This is a genomic window from Micromonospora sp. AP08 (assembly GCF_008085935.1).
GTDB classification, from domain to species: domain Bacteria; phylum Actinomycetota; class Actinomycetes; order Mycobacteriales; family Micromonosporaceae; genus Micromonospora; species Micromonospora chersina.
Window position 1 is genome coordinate 203,721 of sequence record NZ_VSEZ01000007.1, and the last position, 19,270, is coordinate 222,990.

15 protein-coding genes and 1 riboswitch are annotated in these 19,270 nt (G+C 75.4%); of the genes, 5 read left to right on the forward strand and 10 right to left on the reverse strand.

Annotated features, from left to right (window positions below; all coding sequences use genetic code 11):
- Positions 1-158: 158 nt before the first annotated feature.
- On the forward strand, positions 159-3,770 hold the full coding sequence (locus tag FXF50_RS14615; protein WP_148428127.1) for a multicopper oxidase domain-containing protein: 3,612 nt from the start codon (positions 159-161) through the stop codon (positions 3,768-3,770).
- Positions 3,771-3,789: 19 nt separating this feature from the next.
- Here the strand turns inward: FXF50_RS14615 and FXF50_RS14620 are convergent, their stop codons facing one another.
- From FXF50_RS14620 to FXF50_RS14650, 7 genes are all read right to left on the reverse strand, one after another.
- A complete protein-coding gene (locus tag FXF50_RS14620; protein WP_148428129.1) occupies positions 3,790-4,569 on the reverse strand; it encodes a hypothetical protein in 780 nt (259 codons plus the stop codon).
- A gap of 16 nt (positions 4,570-4,585) precedes the next feature.
- Positions 4,586-5,437, reverse strand: coding sequence for a PspA/IM30 family protein (locus tag FXF50_RS14625; protein WP_148428131.1), 852 nt, complete (start codon positions 5,435-5,437; stop codon positions 4,586-4,588).
- Positions 5,438-5,603: 166 nt separating this feature from the next.
- On the reverse strand, positions 5,604-6,053 hold the full coding sequence (locus FXF50_RS14630) for a helix-turn-helix domain-containing protein (protein WP_091312071.1): 450 nt from the start codon (positions 6,051-6,053) through the stop codon (positions 5,604-5,606).
- 226 nt (positions 6,054-6,279) lie between these two features.
- Complete coding sequence (locus FXF50_RS14635; protein ID WP_148428133.1) at positions 6,280-6,870, reverse strand: CinA family protein; 591 nt, start codon at positions 6,868-6,870, stop codon at positions 6,280-6,282.
- Positions 6,871-6,962: 92 nt separating this feature from the next.
- A complete protein-coding gene (gene pgsA / locus FXF50_RS14640; RefSeq protein WP_148428135.1) occupies positions 6,963-7,544 on the reverse strand; it encodes a CDP-diacylglycerol--glycerol-3-phosphate 3-phosphatidyltransferase in 582 nt (193 codons plus the stop codon).
- A 47-nt stretch (positions 7,545-7,591) separates the two neighbouring features.
- On the reverse strand, positions 7,592-9,157 hold the full coding sequence (gene rimO, locus FXF50_RS14645; RefSeq protein ID WP_370464096.1) for a 30S ribosomal protein S12 methylthiotransferase RimO: 1,566 nt from the start codon (positions 9,155-9,157) through the stop codon (positions 7,592-7,594).
- 76 nt (positions 9,158-9,233) lie between these two features.
- On the reverse strand, positions 9,234-10,157 hold the full coding sequence (locus tag FXF50_RS14650; RefSeq protein WP_187399674.1) for an ornithine cyclodeaminase family protein: 924 nt from the start codon (positions 10,155-10,157) through the stop codon (positions 9,234-9,236).
- A 96-nt stretch (positions 10,158-10,253) separates the two neighbouring features.
- A riboswitch (guanidine-III (ykkC-III) riboswitch) is annotated at positions 10,254-10,317 on the forward strand.
- Between the two features lie 52 nt (positions 10,318-10,369).
- Between FXF50_RS14650 and FXF50_RS14655 the strand changes: the two genes are divergently transcribed.
- Complete coding sequence (locus tag FXF50_RS14655; protein WP_148428139.1) at positions 10,370-10,684, forward strand: multidrug efflux SMR transporter; 315 nt, start codon at positions 10,370-10,372, stop codon at positions 10,682-10,684.
- A gap of 97 nt (positions 10,685-10,781) precedes the next feature.
- On the forward strand, positions 10,782-11,027 hold the full coding sequence (locus tag FXF50_RS14660; RefSeq protein WP_091312087.1) for a hypothetical protein: 246 nt from the start codon (positions 10,782-10,784) through the stop codon (positions 11,025-11,027).
- A 62-nt stretch (positions 11,028-11,089) separates the two neighbouring features.
- On the opposite strand, the gene FXF50_RS14665 is transcribed toward FXF50_RS14660, so the two are convergent.
- Complete coding sequence (locus FXF50_RS14665; protein WP_148428141.1) at positions 11,090-13,537, reverse strand: DNA translocase FtsK; 2,448 nt, start codon at positions 13,535-13,537, stop codon at positions 11,090-11,092.
- A gap of 113 nt (positions 13,538-13,650) precedes the next feature.
- Here FXF50_RS14665 and FXF50_RS14670 point away from each other — a divergent pair, with 113 nt between their 5' ends.
- Both FXF50_RS14670 and FXF50_RS14675 read left to right on the forward strand, forming a co-directional pair.
- Complete coding sequence (locus tag FXF50_RS14670) at positions 13,651-14,130, forward strand: YbjN domain-containing protein (protein WP_148428142.1); 480 nt, start codon at positions 13,651-13,653, stop codon at positions 14,128-14,130.
- Complete coding sequence (locus tag FXF50_RS14675) at positions 14,127-15,704, forward strand: YbjN domain-containing protein (protein ID WP_148428144.1); 1,578 nt, start codon at positions 14,127-14,129, stop codon at positions 15,702-15,704. Before FXF50_RS14670 ends, FXF50_RS14675 begins: the two co-directional genes overlap by 4 nt.
- 93 nt (positions 15,705-15,797) lie before the next feature.
- Here FXF50_RS14675 and FXF50_RS14680 read toward each other — a convergent pair whose 3' ends face one another.
- The gene (locus FXF50_RS14680) at positions 15,798-17,360 is read right to left on the reverse strand and encodes a S1 family peptidase (protein ID WP_148428146.1); all 1,563 of its coding nucleotides are present in this window, start codon (positions 17,358-17,360) and stop codon (positions 15,798-15,800) included.
- Between the two features lie 174 nt (positions 17,361-17,534).
- Positions 17,535-19,223, reverse strand: coding sequence for a ribonuclease J (locus FXF50_RS14685; RefSeq protein WP_107076936.1), 1,689 nt, complete (start codon positions 19,221-19,223; stop codon positions 17,535-17,537).
- Between the last annotated feature and the right edge of the window lie 47 nt (positions 19,224-19,270).

The following is a 19,270-nucleotide window of genomic DNA, read 5'->3' on the forward strand; positions in this document are numbered from 1 at the left end:
CACGAACCACCCAAGATCGCCCGAGATAGGGACGATTGGGTAGTTCCCTCCGCACCTTCGGCGTCGCATGCTGCGGTGGAGTGCTCACCGATCGTCAGCAGCGCGTACGCCCGCCACGTCGGGGTGACGGCAGGCGCGCCCCGACCCCGGGGAGAGCCATGGTGCTGTTCCGCAGACTCCGGCCGGGATGGACGGACCGGTTCGCCCGGACCACCGAGGACCACGCGCCGACGGTGCCCGCCGCCCGCGCCGCCGAGGAGGAGACCGGTCCGACCCCGGCCAGCCTCGACCCGGCCGCCGTGCCGCGCTGCTTCGGCCCGGTGCCGAACTTCGCCGCGAGCCCGCTGCCCGCGCTCGACCGGGACGGCCGGCCGGTGCCCGGCACCGGCATCCGCAAGTTCGTCGACCCGCTGCCGGTGCCCGGCCCGCTGACCACCGCCGGGCTGGGCGCCCGCCTGCCGGTCGCGGTCCCCGACACGATCACCTGGCCGGGCTGCGACTACTACGAGATCGGCCTCCAGGAGTACGCGCAACGCCTGCACCGCGACCTGCCGGCCACCCGGCTGCGGGGTTACCGCCAGCTCAACCTGGGCACCGACGCGTCCGGCCACAACACGGTGAGCCCGCCGGACCGGCCCTGGCACCTCGGCCCGATGATCGTCGCCCGGCGCGGCCGGCCGGTCCGGATCAAGTTCATCAACCAACTGCCCACCGGCCGGGCCGGCGAGCTCTTCCTGCCCGTCGACGAGACGGTCGACGGGGCCGGGACCGGGCCGCTGGACGGGCCGGCGCCGTACCCGGGGAACCGCGCCGTGCCGCACCTGGCCGGGGCGCAGACGGCGTGGATCAGCGCCGGCAACCCCTGGCAGTGGGTGACCCCGGCCGGCGAGATCACCCCGTACCCGACGGGGGTGGGGGTGACCCCCGTGCCCGACATGCCGCCGCCGGGCGCGGGCGCCACCACGCTCTACTTCCCCAACGAGCAGAGCGGCCGGCTCATGTGGCTGCACGACAACACCCTCGGTCTGTCCCGGCTCACCGTCTACTCCGGGCAGCTGGCGCTCTACCTGCTCACCGACCCGGCCGAGGAACGGCTGGTCGACGAGGGGGTGCTGCCGGCCGACCAGCTTCCCCTGGTGATCGAGGACAAGACGTTCGTGCCGGACGACGCCCAGCTCGCCGCGCAGGATCCCACCTGGGACCGGGACCGCTGGGGCGCCAAGGGCAGTCTCTGGCACCCGCACGTCTACCAGCCCCGGCAGAACCCGTACCGGAGCACCGGCGGGAACCCGACCGGCCGCTGGGACTATGGCCCGTGGACCCACGACCCGGACGGCGGGGCCAGCCCCTGGGTCGCCCCGGTCCCGAACCCGCACCACGATCCGGTCGCCGAGCCGGACGAGCCACCCCTCGCCCCGGGCGTGCCGCACCCGTCGGCCGTGCCCGAGGCGTACGGGGACACGCCGCTGGTCAACGGGGTCGCCTACCCGTACCTGGAGGTCGCGCCGCGGGCGTACCGGTTCCGGATCCTCAACGCCTGCGCCGACCGCACGCTCAACCTCCAGCTCTACCGGGCCGCCTCGGACCGGCCCATGTGGACCGAGAGCGACGCGCCGGGCGACCCGCGCGCCGGCGAGGTGCCGATGGTCGACGCGGCCCGGGCCGCCGGGCGGCCGGCGTACTGGCCGGTCGACGGGCGCGAGGGCGGGGTGCCCGACCCGGCCGCCGCCGGCCCCGAGCTGATCCAGATCGGCAACGAGGGCGGCCTGCTGCCCGCCCCCGTGGTGCGGCCGAACCGCCCGATCGGCTACCGGTACGACCGCCAGGACCCGACCGTGCTCAACGTGGACGGGCACACCCTGCTGCTCGCCCCCGGCGAGCGGGCCGACGTGGTGGTGGACTTCGCGACCGTCCCGCCGGGCAGCACGCTGATCCTCTACAACGACTGCCCCGCGCCGCTGCCCCGGTTCGACCCCCGCTACGACCACCACAGCGACGCCCCGGACCGCACCGCCACCGGCGGCCTCCCCGCCTCCCGTCCCGGCTACGGGCCGAACACCCGGACCCTGCTCCAGTTCCGGGTCACCGGCACCCCGGCCGCCCCGTACGACCGGGAGCGGCTGGCCGCCCGGCTGCCCCGCGCGTACGCGGAGAGCCAGCGACCGCCGATCGTGCCGCAACCGGCCTACGACGCGGCCTTCGGCACCCGCACCCCCGGCGAGACGCTGGTGCCGGCGCGCGTCGCCTCGGTCACCTTCACCCCGGCCGGCGCGGTCGCACCGGTCACCCTGCCGCTGGCCGTGAAGTCGGTCGGGCAGGTCTTCGAGCCCCGGCACGGCCGGGCGGTGGGGCGGCTCGGGGTCGGCCACCCGAACGCCGGGCCGCGCACCCCGGCCACCCTGCCGCTCGGGCCGGTCGACCCGGCCACCGAGGTGCTGTACGCGACCGATCCGACCGTGCCGGTGGGCGCGCCGGCCGACGGCACCCAGCTGTGGCGGATCGTCGGCGACGCGCCCCGCACCCACCCCGTGCACATCGAGGGCTGCGACGTGCAACTGGTCAACCGGGTCGGCTGGGACGGCACGGTCCGCCCTCCGGACGCGGGCGAGCTGGGCTGGAAGGACACCGTCCGGGTCAACCCGCGGGAGGACGCGATCGTGGCCCTGCGCCCCGTCCCGCCCACCCTGCCCTTCAAGATCGGCGACAGCGTACGGCTGCTCGACCCGACCCGCCCGGCCGGCGCCCGGCTGGACGCCAGCCCGGTCAGCCCCATCGACGGGCGGCCCGCCGCGGTGGTCAACCAACTGGTGAACCTGGGCTGGGAGTACCGCTGGCAGACCCGCTCGGCGGGGCTGCGCGACCAGGGCATGAGCCGGCCGCTGGTGCTGCGGGTGGCGCCCAAGGCGCCGACCGGGCTGACCGCGACCCCGGCGCCCGGCTCGGCCACCGCGCTGCCCGCCATCGCGCTGGCCTGGACCGGCAACGGCAGCCGCCCGCCGGCCACCAGCCACCGCCTGCAACGGGCCACCGACACCGCCTTCACCGCCGGGCTCACCGAGATCACCGTGGCGGCCGCCGCCACTCGGTACACCGATGCGACCGTCACCCCTGGCGTCACCTACCACTACCGGATCCGGGCCGAGAACGCGGTGAGCTGCTCGGCCTGGTCGAACAGCGTCCCCGCCTCGGTGCAGCTGGGCGCGCCGGCGAAGCTGGCCGCCGTGGTGCCGCCGGCCGCGCCGCTGCGGGTCGCGTTGCGCTGGGCCAACCGCTCCTTCGCCACCGGAGTGGACGTGCAGCGGGCCACCAACCCGACGTTCACCAGCGGGCCGGGCACCACCGCCATCGCCGTCGGCGAGGCCCACCTGGATCCGGCGGTCGCCCCGGACACCACCTACTACTACCGGGTACGCACCACCTACCTGGGCGCGGCGTCACCCTGGTCGACGGTGGCCACCGTGACCACCCCGCCCCGCCCCGGCCTGCCGACCGGGGTGCTCGCCACCGCCACCGCGCCCGCCCCGGACACCGCCACGGTGATCCTGAGCTGGTCGGCCAGCACGCCGACCGGGGCGGGCGCCGGCTTCGTGGTGCAGCGCGCCACCGACGCCGGCTTCACCCACGACGTGGCCACCTTCAGCGTCACCGGAAGGGGCTTCACGAACACGGGCCTGACCCGGGGCACCACCTACCACTACCGCATCCGCTCCACGAACGTGGTGGGCACGTCCCCCTGGACCACCCCCACCCAGGTGACGACCCCCGACTGACCGCCGGGCCCGCGGAGGGTCAGGGGGTGCGGAGGGGGGTCTGGGTGGTGCGGAGTTCGGCCAGGGCGCCCGCCACGCCGTGCAGCAGGTCGGTGGCCTCCGTCAGGCGGGCCGCCGAGGGGTCCTGGGTGCTCGGGTGGGCGTCCTCGGCCACGTAGCCGGCCGCGGCCACCACGAGCCGCTCGTACGCGGCCACCCCGCTCTCGAGCTGGCCGACCAGGGTGGCGTGCGCCTCGGCGAGCGACCCGCGCGCCTCGGCCGGGGCGAGCTTCAGCGCGCGTTCCACGCCGGCCACCCGGTTGGCCAGGTCACGCAGGGAGCGGTCGGCCTCGGCCGCCTCGCGGACGGCCGGCTCGGCCAGCCCGGTGAGCCGGCCGGCCAGCCCGGCCAGGGTCAGCGCGGCCCGGTCGAGCCGGGCCCACGCCTCGGCCGCCGTGGTGCCGCGCAGCGCGAGGCGGGAGCGGACCCGGCGTACCTCGGCGAGGACGCCCGGGCCCACGGGCAGCCGCTCGACGGCGGCGACCAGCCGGGCCCGGGAGCGGGCGGCGGCCTCCGCCGGGTCGAGGGCCGGCGGGGCCGGCACGGCGGCGAGGGCGCGCAGGTCGACCCAGCGCCAGGCGGCGACGGCGATGGCGCTGCCCGCGGCGCCGGCCCAGGCCGCGTCCGGCAGGCCCAGCCCGGCGTACGGGGTCAGCACGGCGGCGGCGCCGCCCAGCCCACCGGCCAGGACGCTCCAGCGCCGCGCGGACCGGCGCAGCCTGCGCAGCCGGCGGAAGTGCCGCGCCCGCTCGTCCACCATCGGTCTCCCCCGTCCCCTAGCTCGTGGTGCTCTCCCCGGTGCCGCGCTCCCGGCTCATGGTGGACCGGATCTCGTCCAGGCGGGCGGCGGCGGCCGGGTCGGCCGGCTGCGCCACGGCGGGGCGCTCCTGCCGGCCGCCGAGCTGCTCGCCGGCCATGCTCGACCGAATCTGCTCCAGTCTGGCCGATCCGGCCGAGTCGAGGGTCGCCTTCTGGATCTCCAGCATCCGGCCCTCGACGGAGTTGCCGGCCAGCTCGGCCCGGCCCATGGCGTCGGCGTAGCGGCGCTCGATCCGGTCCCGGACCTCGTTGAGCGACGGGGTGGTGCCGGGCGCGGTGAGGGCCGACATCGACTCCAGCGAGCGGGCCACGGTCTCCTGCATCTTGGCCTGTTCGAGCTGGCTGAGCAGCTTGGTGCGCTCGGCCAGCTTCTGCTGGAGGATCATCGAGTTGTTCTCGACCGCCTTGCGGGCCTGCGCGGCCGCGCCGAGCGCCTGGTCGTGCAGGGTCTTGAGGTCCTCCATGGCCTGCTCGGCAGAGACCAGCTGGCTGGCGAGCAGCTGCGCGGACTGCTCGTAGCGCCCCGCCTCGGCCTCGTCGCCGCGGCCCCGGGCCTGGTCGGCCAGGACCAGGGCCTGCCGGGCGTTGCCCTGGAGCTGCTCGACCTCGGTCATCTGCCGGGACAGCTTCATCTCCAGCTGGCGCTGGTTGCCGATCACCGCGGCCGCCTGCTGGACCAGCGCCTGGTGCTGCCGCTGGGCCTCCTCGATGGCCTGCTGGATCTGCACCTTCGGGTCGGCGTGCTCGTCGATCTTCGCGCCGAAGAGCGCCATCAGGTATTTCCAGCCCTTGACGAACGGGTTCGCCATCTCCGCGTTGTCCCCTCAGTAGCGTCGCGTCGCCTCGACCGGGGTCGACCGGCGAGTCGCGCGGTGTGCCTCCATCGTCCCAGTCGGACGCCGAACCGGCACCCGTACGACCCTGATCAACAGTACGATCCGGTCGCCACCGGCGGCCACGACGCGGCGGGCGGGATCAGGCGGCGCAGACCACGTCCCGGTCCGCGGGGCGGACCCGGGTGCTGCGCAGCGTCGCCTTGAGCGGCGAGTCCTGGCGGACCTGGACGGCCACCGAGCCGTCGGAGGTGACCTGGCGGACCCCCCGGTTGGTCGCCTTGCGCACGGCCGCCGGCGCGACCGGCGTCGACTCGACCGGCTCGTCGGCCATCGGGACCAGCACCCCGGGCATCTGCTCCGCCAGCGCGACCGTGTCGCTGACCTCGCGGAGCAGCTCGGAGAGGCGGGCGCCGAGCGCGTCGCAGATCGCGGCCAGCAGCTCGCTGGAGGGCTCCTTCTGGCCGCGCTCGATCTCGGAGAGGTAACCCAGGCTCACGTTGGCGGCGGACGAGACCTCGCGGAGGGTGCGGTGCTGCCCCTGCCGGCGCGCCCGCAGTGCGTCACCGATCACGCGGCGTAGCAGGACCATCGCACCTCCCCCTGTACGGGACCACCATCTCCGGCCGCGCGTGCCGCACCGGGCGCGGCGGACCGGCCCGGCGCCGACGTCGCCCGCCGGAGCCTTCCCGCAACCGTACCCGTTGGTCGCCCCGCCGACATCCCACCCCGCCTCTCCAATCCTGCGGAACCGGACGCGCGGACCGATCCACGACCCCGGGCCGGTGTTCCCGCAACCGGGCGGGTCGGCGCCCGGCTCACCGCTGGCCGGCCCCCGCCCGGTCGGCGTCAGCTGCGGATTCCGCCTCGTCGGCCTCGCCCGCGGATGCCGCCTCGTCGGCCTCGACCGCGGCGTGGATCCGCTCGGCGAGCAGGCGCAGCGCCTCGATCACCGCGGCCGCGCGGATGTGGTCCCGGCCACCGTCGAGGCGCAGCTCGCGTACCTCGGTGCCGTCGGGCCCGGACGCGGCGACGTAGACCAGGCCGACCGGCTTGCCGTCCTGGGGTTCCGGCCCGGCCACGCCGGTCGTGGCCAGACCCCAGTCGGCGCCGCACCGCCGCCGCCCGCCCTCGGCGAGGGCGGCGGCCACGTCCGGGTCGACCGGCCCCCGCTCGGCCAGCAGGCCCTCCGGCACGCCGGCCAGCTCCGACTTCAACTCGGTGGCGTAGACCACCAGGCCGCCCTGGAAGATCCCGCTCACCCCGGCGATCTCCACGATCGCGGCGGAGAGCAGCCCGCCGGTCAGCGACTCGACGGTGGCCAGGGTCTCCTTGCGCTCGTGCAGGCTGTGCACCACCGAGGCCGCCGGACTGCCGGCCGGCCGCTCGTGATTCGCATCCGTTTCCATGCCGGCCCTCTCTTCCCGCACAGCCGCCGCCTACTCATCCGGCGAACGGATTCGCCGATCATGAGGGTATCCCCGGCGCGGCCCCGGCCGGGTCAGCGAGTGGGGCGGCGCAGGCGGAGGGCCTGGGCGATGTAGTCGAAGCCGGTGACCACCGTGACCACCACGGCCGCGCCCATGATCCACGGGCCGACCGGGGCCAGCGCGTCGGGCATGGGCCAGAGGTACCAGGTGATCGCCAGGATCTGGAGCGCCGTCTTGATCTTGCCGCCGCGGCTGGCCGCGATCACGCCGTGCCGGATCACCCAGAAGCGCAGGGCGGTGATGCCCAGTTCGCGCGCGAGGATCACCACGGTCACCCACCAGGGCAGCCGGTCGTACCAGGAGAGAAGCACCAGGGCGGCGCCGGTGAGGGCCTTGTCGGCGATCGGGTCGGCCACCTTGCCGAGCGAGGTGACCAGCCCGAACCGGCGGGCGATCCAGCCGTCCACCAGGTCGGTCGCCGAGGCGACCACGAAGATCAGGCAGGCCGCCATCCGCCAGCCGGCGTGGCTCATCGCGGAGGCGACGACGGTGACCGCGAACACCGGGACCAGGACGAGCCGCACCGCGGTCAGCACGTTGGCCGCGTTGAGCAGGGGCACGGGGGCCGCCACCGTCGACTCCGCCCCGGTCATGTCCGGCACCGCCCCACGTGGCCTCCCCGTTCTGTCCGGACCCGCCGTCACCGTGCCGCGCCGGGCGCCGCCGAGATCATCTCATCCGGTACGGCGACCAGGTCGACACCCTCGGTCGCGGTGACCGTGGCCCGGACCAGATCGCCGGGGCGCAGCGCGGCCAGGTCGACCCCGCCGCCGGCCGGTGCGACCAGGGTGGTCGAGCCGTCGACCTCGGGCGCCTGGTGGGCGGCCCGCCCCTCGACCACGCCGTCGGCGACCGAGTCGACAAGCACCTCGACGGTCGAGCCGAGCCGCTCCTCGGCCCGCTGCGAGCACAGCTCGTCGGCGAGCGCCGCGAGCTTGTCGTAGCGCCGCTTGATCGTGGCGGCGGAGACCTTGCCGGGCAGACCGGCGGCCTCGGTGCCGTCCTCGTCGCTGTAGTCGAACACGCCGATGGCGTCGAGGCGCGCCTCGGTGAGGAACCGGGTCAGCTCGGCCACGTCCTGCCGGGTCTCGCCGGGGAAGCCCACGATGAAGTTGCTCCGCGCGCCCGCCTCCGGGGCCAGCGCGCGGGCGGAGGCGAGCAGCTCCAGGAACCGGTCGGTGGAGCCGAACCGGCGCATCCGCCTCAGCACCGGCTCGCTGGAGTGCTGGAACGACAGGTCGAAGTACGCGGCCACGCCCGGCGTGGTGGCGATCACCTCGACGAGGCCGGGCCGGGTCTCGGCGGGCTGGAGGTAGCTGGCGCGCACCCGCACGATGCCGTCGATGGCGGCGAGCTGCGGCAGCAGCTTCTCCAGCGCGCGGGGGTCGCCCAGGTCCTTGCCGTAGGAGGTGGAGTTCTCGCTGACCAGCACCAGCTCGCGGACGCCGGTCTTGGCCAGCCACTCCGCCTCGGCGAGCAGCTCGTCCGGCGTACGGGAGACGAACGCCCCACGGAACGCCGGGATGGCACAGAACGCGCAGCGCCGGTCGCAGCCGCTGGCCAGCTTGAGCGAGGCCACCGGCCCGGTGTCGAGCCGGTGCCGCAGCACCTGCCGCAGGTGCGCCGGGGTGTGCTCGTCGGCCTCGGCGGCGACCCGCGTCGGGGTGCCGTGGCCGGGCAGCGACACGGCCGCGTCCCGCCGCTTGACGGGGGTGAGCGGCAGCAGTTCGCGCCGGTCGCGCGGGGTGTGCGCGTCCAGCGCCTCGCCGGCCACCACGGCGTCCAGCCGGGCCGCGATGTCCGGGTAGTCGTCGAAGCTGAGCACCGCCTGCGCCTCGGGGAGGCTGTCGGCCAGCTCGCGGCCGTACCGCTCGGCCATGCAACCGGCGGCGACCACCTTGGCGCCGGTGTCGGCGGCGGCCAGCAGCGTCTGGATCGAATCCTGCTTGGCCTTCTCCACGAAACCGCAGGTGTTCACGACCACCACGTCGGCGCCCTCGCCGTCGGTGGTCACCTGCCACCCGTCGGCGTGCAGCCGGGCTGCCAACTCCTCCGAGTCGACCTCGTTACGGGCGCAGCCCAGGGTCAGCAGGGCGACGCGACGGCCGTCGGCGCCGGCAGCAGCAGAAGACGACGGCTCCAGGTCGCGGCGCGGCGTCAGACGCGCCGAGCTGGAGTCGTCGTAAGGGGAGGTGGCAGACACCATCCGAGGGTACCGGGCCGGGGCGGGAACCCCGCGACGGCGGGCCGCCGGCATCGACCGGCTCACACCGAGCCGCGGGTCAGCGGGCGGCCGCGCCGACCCGGGCCAGGCGGTCGAGCAGGAAGACCTCCGTGCCGGCCAGGCCGGTGGAGCAGAAGACCGAGATCTGGTCCGCGCCGGTCCGTCCCGGGACCGCCCCGGCCAGCACCGCGCCCAGGTCGCGCAGTCGGCCCGCGTACGGCTCGACGGCGGCGAGCATCGGCGGGGCGTACGCGGCGGCCTGCGCGGGCGAGTCGGTGACCAGCAGGTCGGCGGCGTCCAGCAGGTCGGGGCCGAACTCGTGCCGGTCGACCTGCTTGAAGCCGACGGTGTTGACGTGGGTGCCCGGGGCGAGGTCGGCCGCGGCCAGCACCGGGGTGGTGCTGGTGGTGGCGAGCACCACGAGATCCCGGTCGCGCACCGCCGCGGCGGCCGAGTCGACGGCGCGGGCCGGCACGCCCAGCTCGGCCCGGACCCGGGCGGCGAACGCCTCCCGGCGGGCCGCCGAGCGGCTGTGCACGGTCACCTCGCGCAGCGGGCGCACCGCGGCGGCGGCCCAGACCTGGGTCCACGCCTGGCGGCCGGAGCCGACCACGCCGAGGGTGGCCGCGTCGGGGCGGGCCAGCGCGTCCACGGCCACCCCGCCCAGCCCCCCGGTACGCCGCGAGCCCAGTTCCTCGCCGACCGCGATGGCGCGTACCGCCCCGGTGGCCGCGTCGTGCAGCACCACGAGCTGCCCGCTCTCCGGGTGCCCGAACGTGTCGTACGACCGGAAGCCGTACCACTCGCCGGTGAGGTGCCCGGCGGTGAGCACCATCCGGCCGCCGCCGAGCGGGGCGGACGCCCGGGGCGGGGCGATGAGCCGCCCCTCGTACGCGGCCAGCAGCGCGTCCCGCATGGCGGCGACGGTGAGCGGGGCGTCCAGGGCGGCGGCGACGTCCTCGTCGGAGAAGAGCACGGTCATGCCGACCATGGTGCAACCTGAAGTTCGCGTGAACTCCAGCGATGGTGGGGTTCGTCACCGTGCCGGCCGGGCAGCCCCGGCGGTGCTAGCGTCGGCCTCGGCGGCCCCGCGCCGCCCCGGACGAGTGGTGGGCGTACCCGGTCAGGCCAAGACGCCCCGTGTGACCGCCCGTCCCGGCCCGGTGGCCGGGCCCGTCCCGTCAGAGGTGACCCATGGCCTGGCTCGTGCTGGTGCTCTCCGGACTGCTGGAAACCGCCTGGGCGATCGCCCTCGACCGCAGCGCCGGCTTCACCCGGCCGCTCCCCTCCGCCGTCTTCGCCGTCTCGCTGGTGGCCAGCATGGCCGGCCTGGCGTACGCGCTGCGCGACATCCCGCTCGGCACCGGCTACGCGGTGTGGGTCGGCATCGGGGCGGTCGGCACCGCCGTGGTCGGCATGGTGGCGCTGGGCGAGTCGGCCAGCCTGCCCCGGATCGCCTGCCTCCTGCTCGTGGTCGCCGGCGTGGTCGGCCTCAAGCTCTTCCACTGACCACCTCCGGCCTGCCCGGACGTCCGGTTTGGACGGCGGGCCGATCCGGGTATCTCTCCCTCGCCCCACCCGAGGAGACCCATTTACGGAGGACACCATGGCCGACATCCACGCCACCGCCCGCCCGCGCAGCAGCGCCGCCCGCGTCTGCACGATTCTCGCGTTCGTCTTCGCGGTCATCGCGATCTTCTTCCTGCCGCCGCTGTTCGGCCTGGTCGGCCTGGTGCTCGGCATCGTCGGCGCGGTGCTCGGCGACAAGCCGCTCGGCTGGTACGCCGCCGCCGCCAGCGTGGTCGGCGCGGTCATCGGCATGATCATCGGTTACGCGATCTACAACTCCTGACCTGGTACGCGTCAGGGCCCGCCGGGAGCACCGGCGGGCCCTGACGTCTGTCCGGGTGGGGGTCAGTCCTCGCCGCCGCGCAGGCCGGCCAGGACCTCCTCCAGCTCGTCCGGCTTGACCAGCACGTCGCGGGCCTTGGACCCCTCGGACGGGCCGACCACGCCCCGCGTCTCCATGAGGTCCATGAGCCGGCCCGCCTTGGCGAAGCCGACCCGCAGCTTGCGCTGGAGCATCGAGGTCGAGCCGAACTGCGAGGTGACCACCAGCTCCACCGCCTGCACGAGCAGGTCCAGGTCGTCGCCGATGTCCTCGTCGATCTTCTTCTTGCTGTCCTGCGCGACGGTCAGCACGTCCGACCGGAACTCCGGCTCGCGCTGGTCCTTGCAGAACTTGACCACGTCGTGGATCTCGCGCTCGGTCACCCAGGCGCCCTGGATCCGGATCGGCTTCGACGCGCCCATCGGCAGGAACAGCCCGTCGCCGCGGCCGAGCAGCTTCTCCGCGCCGGGCTGGTCGAGGATGACCCGGGAGTCGGCCAGCGAGGAGGTGGCGAAGGCGAGCCGGGACGGCACGTTCGCCTTGATCAGGCCGGTGACCACGTCCACCGACGGACGCTGGGTGGCCAGCACCAGGTGGATGCCGGCGGCCCGGGCCAGCTGGGTGATCCGGACGACCGAGTCCTCCACGTCGCGCGGCGCGACCATCATGAGGTCGGCCAGCTCGTCCACGATCACCAGCAGGTACGGGTACGGCCGGATCTCCCGCTCGCTGCCCGGCGGGGCCTTGATCTCGCCGTTGCGCACCTTGCGGTTGTAGTCGTCGATGTGCCGGACCCCGTTGGCGGCGAGGTCGTCGTAGCGCATGTCCATCTCGCGGACGACCCACTCCAGCGAGTCGGCCGCCTTCTTCGGGTTGGTCACGATCGGGGTGACCAGGTGCGGGATGCCCTCGTAGCCGGTCATCTCGACCCGCTTCGGGTCGATGAGCAGCAGCCGCACCTCGTCCGGGGTGGCCCGGGTGAGGATGGACACCAGCAGCGAGTTCAGGCAGGACGACTTGCCCGCGCCGGTCGCGCCGGCGATCAGGATGTGCGGCATCTTGGCCAGGTTGGCCACCACGTAGCCGCCCTCGATGTCCTTGCCGAGCGCCACCACCATCGGGTGGTGGTCGCTGGTGGCGGCCCGCGAGCGCAGCACGTCGCCGAGCGCCACGTTCTCCGGGTCGGTGTTCGGGATCTCCACCCCGACCGCGCTCTTGCCCGGGATCGGGCTGAGGATCCGCACGTCGGGCGACTTCACGGCGTACGCGATGTTGCGGGAGAGCTGGGTGATCCGCTCGACCTTGACGCCCGGCCCCAGCTCGACCTCGTAGCGGGTGACCGTCGGGCCACGGGTGAAGCCGGTGACCGCGGCGTCCACGTCGAACTGCTCGAAGACGCCGGTCAGCGCGGCGATCACCTCGTCGTTGGCCTTGCTGCGGGTCTTCGGCGCGGCCCCGCTGCCCAGCATGTTGGCCGGCGGCAGGGTGTAGTCGCCGGCCAGCCCGGTGAGCGCGAGCTGCTCGGCGCGGGTGGGCAGCGGCGAGTGCTCCGGCGGCTCGACCGGCTTGCGGCTCGCCGGCACCTTCTTGCGCGGCAGCACGAGAGTGTCCTGGAGGTCGACGCCGTCGAGGTCGTCGTCCGCGTCCAGCGGGTCCATCGGCGGCGGGAGGCGCTTGGCCGCCCGCTTGCGGGCCGGCTTGGCCGGCGCCTCGGCCTCGGCCTCCTCCTCCGTCTCCGACGGCGGGACCGGCGCGGCGCGCAGCCCGAGCCGCTCCGGGATCTTGTTGATCGGGGTCGCGGTGACCACCAGCAGGCCGAAGACCAGCAGCAGGATCAGCAGCGGCATGGCCACCCAGGCGGTGACCGCGGACTTGAGCAGGTCGCCCACGCCGGCGCCGAGCAGGCCGCCCGCGTAGTCACGCTGGACCTCGTCGACCGGGTCCTGTCCGATGTGCAGCATGGCCGCCGTGGCGAGCAGCATGGAACCCCAGCCGACCAGGCCCCGCCCGCGGTGCGCGGGATCGGCCGGTGTCCGCATCAGCCGCCAGGCGCCCACCATGAGCAGCACCGGCAGCACGATGGCGATCGCGCCGACGAAGAGGCGCACGGTGTCCGCGAGGTGCCGGCCCACCGGCCCGGCGCCGCCGGACCAGATGCCCACCCCACTGAGGATGGCCAGGCCGAACAGGAGCAGCCCGGCGCCGTCGCGGCGGTGCTCCGGGTCCAGCTCGCGGGTGGTGGCGGCCTGCCGCCCGGCGGCCCGGAACGTCCAGCCGACGGCGTGCGCCAGCCCCATCCACAGGGCGCCCAGCGCGCGGCCGAGGAACGCCGCCGGGCTCGGCCCGGGCGCGGGCCGCCGGCGGGCGGTCGCCCGGGTGGTCTTCCTGGCCGGTTGGCGGGCACGGCTGTTCGTGGTTCCGCGCGGCGACGCGCCGCGCCGCCGGCTCGCCTGAGAGGTACGGCCCGCCATAGAGTCACCGTAACGGCGGGACCCGGCAGATCGCCGCTTTTCCGGGTCGTGTCCGCGCGTCGCGGCACGAATCCGCCGCCGTTTGTGTTATTCGCCTCAGAAGGGATGCCCCCATGGCGTCGCCGGAGATCGAGGACGGTCCGGACGGCCCCCTGGCCGGACACCCGCAGGCGCTGCGACCGCTGACCGGCGAGCTGATCGCCGCCGTGCTGGCCAACCGGGGGTACGCGGTGGCCCGGGACGACGACGGCGACCTGGTGGGCCGCTGGGACAAGAGCCTCATCTGGTTCTCCCGGCGGGGCGGCGCCGGTGAGCTGCTCCAGGTACGCACCGTCACGGCACACCGGTTCGGCATCGAGCACGTGCCCGACCTGCACGCCTTCTGCAACGCCTGGAACCACGACCGGCTCTGGCCCAAGGCGTTCGTGCACGTCGCCGACGACGGGCTGGCCCAGGTCTGCGGCGAGGTGACCACCGACCTGGAACGCGGCGTCACCCCGCACCAGCTCGACCAGCTCGTCGACTGCGGCGTCACCACCGGCTGCCAGCTCGCCGCCGCCGTGGCGGACCTGCCCGGCGGGGCGGTCCGGTGACCACCTTCCGGGACCGGGGGCTGGCCGACGCGCTCGCCGACGCGCGGGACCTGCCCGACGGCGAGGCCCGCTGCGCCGAGCTGGAACGCATCGCCGCCCGGGCCGACGCCACGGGCGACCCACGCACCGGGCTGGCGGCGCGGTTCGCGCTGGTCGAGGCGTACCTGCACCTGGGCGAGCGGTGGCGGACGGTCGAGCCGGTGCGCCGCTGCCTGGCCACGGTGGACCGGCAACCGGGGCTGCTCGACGGCCCCGACGTGGCCGAACGGCTGCGCCGGCACCAGCGGCAGGCCGTGGAGGCGCTCTTCGGCACCCCCCGGGTGGCCCTGGACCAGGCCCGCTCCCTGTTGGACGATCTCGCCGACCGGCTGGGTCCGGACGCCGGGCCGGTGGCCGAGCTGCGCTGCCGGCTCGCCGACCACCTGGGCGACGAGCCGACCGCCCGCCGCGAGTACGACCGCTGGTCCGCCGGTGACGGGGCCGACCCGGTGGCCGGCTGTGCCGGCTGCGCCCCGGCCCGCCGCGCGGAGCTGCTGGCCGGGTGGGGCGAGCCGGCGGCCGCCCTGGCCGCGCTGGAGCCGGCGCTCGACGGCGAGCCGGGCTGCACCGACCAGCCGGAGCGGGCCCTCGCCGCGGGGTTGCTGCCCTGGCTGCGGACCGGCGAGGCGGCGCGCGCCGCCCGGGCGCACGTGCGGGCGTACCGCCGGCACCGCCGGGAACGGGCGGCCTTCCCGCAGCTCGCCGCCCACCTGCGGTTCTGCGCGCTGGGCGGGCACCTCGCTTACGGGTTGGACGTGCTGGCCGAGCAGCTGCCCCGGCTGGACCACCCGGCCGACGACCTGTCCGCGATGGAGTTCGCCGCGGCGGGCGCGCTGCTCTGCGGGCTGGCCGCCGAGGCCGGTCTCGGCGGGCGACGGATCCACCGCCCCGGGCACGGGCCCCGGCCGGCCGCCGAGGTGGACGTGGCGACGCTCGGCGGCCAGCTCCAGGCCCTCGCCACCGCGTTGGCCGGCAGCTTCGACGCCCGCAACGGCACCGGCCACCAGTCCGGCCGGATCGCCTCCTGGCTGGCCGAGCGGCCGCTCGCCGAACCGGTGCCGCTGCCCGACGAGGACGCCGGGGCGCCCGGCGACGACCCGGCCGAGCCCGGGGCGCCGGGCGAGGAGGAGGTCGCCCCGCTGAGCCTGCGGCTGCTCACCGCCGCCCTCGACGCGCGCGGCGACGCGTACCTGCTGGAGCCGGACGGCACCGTGGTGGGGCGCTGGGGCGAGGCCGTGGTCCAGTTCCGCCGGCTCGGCGAGCAGGGCGAGGTGCTGCACGCCCGGGCCGTGGCGCTGCGCCGGCTGCCGGCCGCCCGGCGGGCCGAGGCGTACGCGTTCTGCAACGCCTGGAACCACGACCGGCTGCTGCCGGCGGCGTACGTGCACGATCCGGGCGACGGGACGCTGCTGCTGGCCGCCGACGTCACCACCGACCTGGCGTACGGGGTGGCCCCGGCGCAGCTCGTCGTCCTGGTCACGTCGGCGGTCAGCACCGGGGCCGCGTACGCCGAGGCGGTCGCCGCGCTGCCGTGAGCCCGGAACCGGGACGTGGCGCGGCCCCCGGCCACCGGGCGGTGGTGGACGGGGGCCGCGGTCCGGGGCCGCCGGGGTCGACCCGGCGGCGGCTCAGCGGGCGGAGAACGCCAGGGTGTACTCGCCGGCGCCGGCCAGCCCGACCACCCGGTAGCGGTAGGCGCCGGCCGGGGTGTCGGCGGTCAGCCGGGCGACCCCGTCGGTGCTGTCGGCGCGGGCCACGCTGCGGAACCCGGCGCCGGTGAAGCGTTGCAGCTCCAGCACCACCCGGGCGCCCTCCGGCGCGGACACGCACGCCTCCTGGGCGCCGCCGGACACCCGGAAGAAGCGGCCGTCCGGCTGGACCTGCGCCTGGCCGGCGGCGATCCGGCCGGTCCGGCTGACCTGCCCGGTGCAGTCGGCCGCGTCACCGTCCGGCGGGGTGGCCGGCGCGGTGCTCGCCGCCGGCGCGGTGGACCCGCCGCCGGCCGGCGGCGCGGACGACGCCGGCTGGTCACCTGCCGTGACCAGGGTCAGGTTGTTGCGCTGGAGGATCTCGTTGACCGGCTGGAAGAAGGTCACCCCGCCGCTCGTGCAGTCACCGGAGCCGCCGGACGTCACGCCCTGCGCCTGGTCGCCGGAGAGCCAGGCGCCGCCCGAGTCGCCCGGCTCGGCGCAGACGTTCGTCCGGGTCAGCCCGGTGACCGTCCCCTCCGGATAGTTCACCGTGGCGTTCTTCGCCTGGATCACCCCGCAGCGGGTGCCGGTGGTCGAGCCGGAGCGGCACACCGAGGCGCCCACCGGGGCCTCGGTGGAGCCGTTCACCGGCACCGTGCCGCCGTTGAAGTCGTTCACCACGCCCTGCGGCGTCCACTGGCCGTTGACCTCGACGACGGCCCAGTCGTCGCCGGGGAACGAGGACGCGGCGAAGGTGCCCTGGGCGACCCGGTTCGCGCCGGTGGTCCGGTCCCCCGGCCGGCCGCAGTGCCCGGCCGTGACGAAGCCGCCGACCACCGAGAAGCCGACCGAGCAGCGCCCGGCGTTGTTGATGAAGTACGCGTCGCCGCCCCGCACGTCGAACAGCGGGCGGGGCGCCTCGTCGGCGGTCCGCACCCGTACCGCGCCGGCGGGCACCCCGCTGGCCTCCGCGAAGCGGCGGCCGGCCGCCTCGGCGCCCGGCTGGGCGACCACCACCACCGAGTTGGTCTGCACGTCGACGTACCAGCCGGCGACGTCCGGGCTGGCGTCGTCGCCGGCCTTGTCGAGGCGGGTCTTCACGGCGTCGAGCTCGGCGACCCCGCGGTCCACCGGCTTCGGCACCGCGCCCGCGGCGGTCACCCGGGCCGCCTGGGCGGGATCGGCCACCGCCACGTTCAACGTCTTCCCGTCGGCGCCGAGCCAGCTACCGCCGTAGTCGGCGCCCAGTTCGGTGCGGAGTTTCGCCACCGCGCCCGACGCCCACCGCTCGGTCTTCAGCCGCCGGGCCGCCTGGTCCCGGGTGAGCGAGAGGTCGCGGCTCAGCGCGTCCAGCACCTCGGGCGCGACGCCGTCGGACGCCGCCGGGGCGGTCCGCCGGGTCGTCGGGTTCTCGCCGGCGAACGACGGCAGGGTCACCGCCGCCGCCGCGCCCGCCGCCGCCACCAGTACGCCGATGGCTGTCATCCGTCTGCGGTCCATCCGCCACGCTCCTCCCGGCCGGCGCGGGTACGCCTGCCGGAGCGGTATACGGAGACGGACGCCGATCGGTTGAAGGCGAGCGGCCGGAATCGGCGGAGTGTGTCCGGGCGTACCCGGAGAGCGACGACGCCGGCCCACCGCGGACGGTGGACCGGCGTGCGGAGTCGGCGTCTGTCAGACCTCGACGACCGTCGGCACGATCATCGGCCGGCGGCGGTACGCGTCGTTGACCCAGCGCCCGACGGTGCGCCGGACGATCTGCTGGAGCTGGTGCGGGTCGGTGATGCCGTCCGCGGCGGCCCGGTTCAGCGCCTCCGTGACCAGCGGGATGACCGGGTTGAACGCCTCCGGGTCCTCGGAGAAGCCCTTCGCCGAGAGGGTCGGCCCGCCGACCACCTTGCCGGTGACCGAGTCGACCACCACGGTGGTGGCGATGAAGCCGCCGTCGCCGAGGATCCGGCGCTCGGTGAGCAGCGACTCGCTGACGTCCCCGACGGCGAGGCCGTCGACGTAGACGTAGCGGCTCTTCACGTGGCCCACCAGGCTGGCGCGGCCGTCGACCAGGTCGACCACGTCGCCGTCCTCGCAGAGCACCACCCGGTCCGGCGCGACGCCGGACTCGATGCCGAGCCGGGCGTGCGCCCGCAGGTGCCGCCACTCGCCGTGCACCGGCATGAGGTTGCTCGGGCGGGTGACGTTGAGCAGGTAGAGCAGCTCGCCGGCGGGGGCGTGACCGGAGACGTGCACCTTCGCCACGTCCTTGTGGATGACCGTGGCGCCGGCCCGGGCGAGCCGGTTGATCACCCGGTAGACCGAGGTCTCGTTGCCCGGCACCAGCGAGGAGGCGAGCACCACCGTGTCGCCGGGGGCGATGGTGATGTGCCGGTGGTCGCCGCTGGCCATCCGGCCCAGGGCGCTCATCGGCTCGCCCTGCGAGCCGGTCGACATCAGCACGATCTGCTCGGGCGGCAGCGTGGTGGCCTCCTCCAGCCCGACCACCAGGCCCGGCGGGATGTTCAGCAGACCCAGGTCGCGGGCGATGCCCATGTTGCGCACCATCGACCGGCCGATCAGCGCCACCTTGCGGCCGTGCTCGACCGCCGAGTCGAAGACCTGCTGCACCCGGTGCACGTGCGAGGCGAACGAGGCCACGATGATCCGGCCACGTGCCTTCGCGAAGATCGAGTCGAGCACCGGCCCGATCTCCCGCTCCGGGGTGACGAAGCCGGGGATCTCCGCGTTGGTGGAGTCGGAGAGCAGCAGGTCCACGCCCTCGGCGCCGAGCCGGGCGAAGCCGGCCAGGTCGGTGATCCGGCCGTCCAGCGGGAGCTGGTCCATCTTGAAGTCGCCGGTGTGCAGCACCAGGCCGGCGCCGGTGCGGATGGCCACCGCCAGCGCGTCGGGGATCGAGTGGTTCACCGCGAAGAACTCGCACTCGAACGGGCCCAGCCGCTCGCGCCGCCCCTCGGCGACGGTCAGCGTGTACGGCTGGATCCGCCGTTCGGCCAGCTTCGCCTCGACCAGCGCCAGGGTGAACTGCGAGCCGACCAGCGGGATGTCCGGCTTGTGGGCGAGCAGGTACGGCACCGCGCCGATGTGGTCCTCGTGGCCGTGGGTGAGCACGATGGCCTGCACGTCGCCCAGCCGGTCCAGGATCGGCCCGAAGTCGGGCAGGATCAGGTCCACGCCGGGCTGCTCGACGTCGGGGAAGAGCACCCCGCAGTCGACGATCAGCAGCTTGCCGTCGTACTCGAAGACCGTCATGTTCCGGCCGATGGCGCCGAGTCCGCCGAGCGGGATGATCCGCAGGCCGCCCTCCGGCAGCGGCGGGGGCAGCTCACCCTCGATGTGCGCCTCGGTCACGCGTCACCTCATTCTGCGACGCCGTCGCGCGGCGTCCGTCGTGTCGT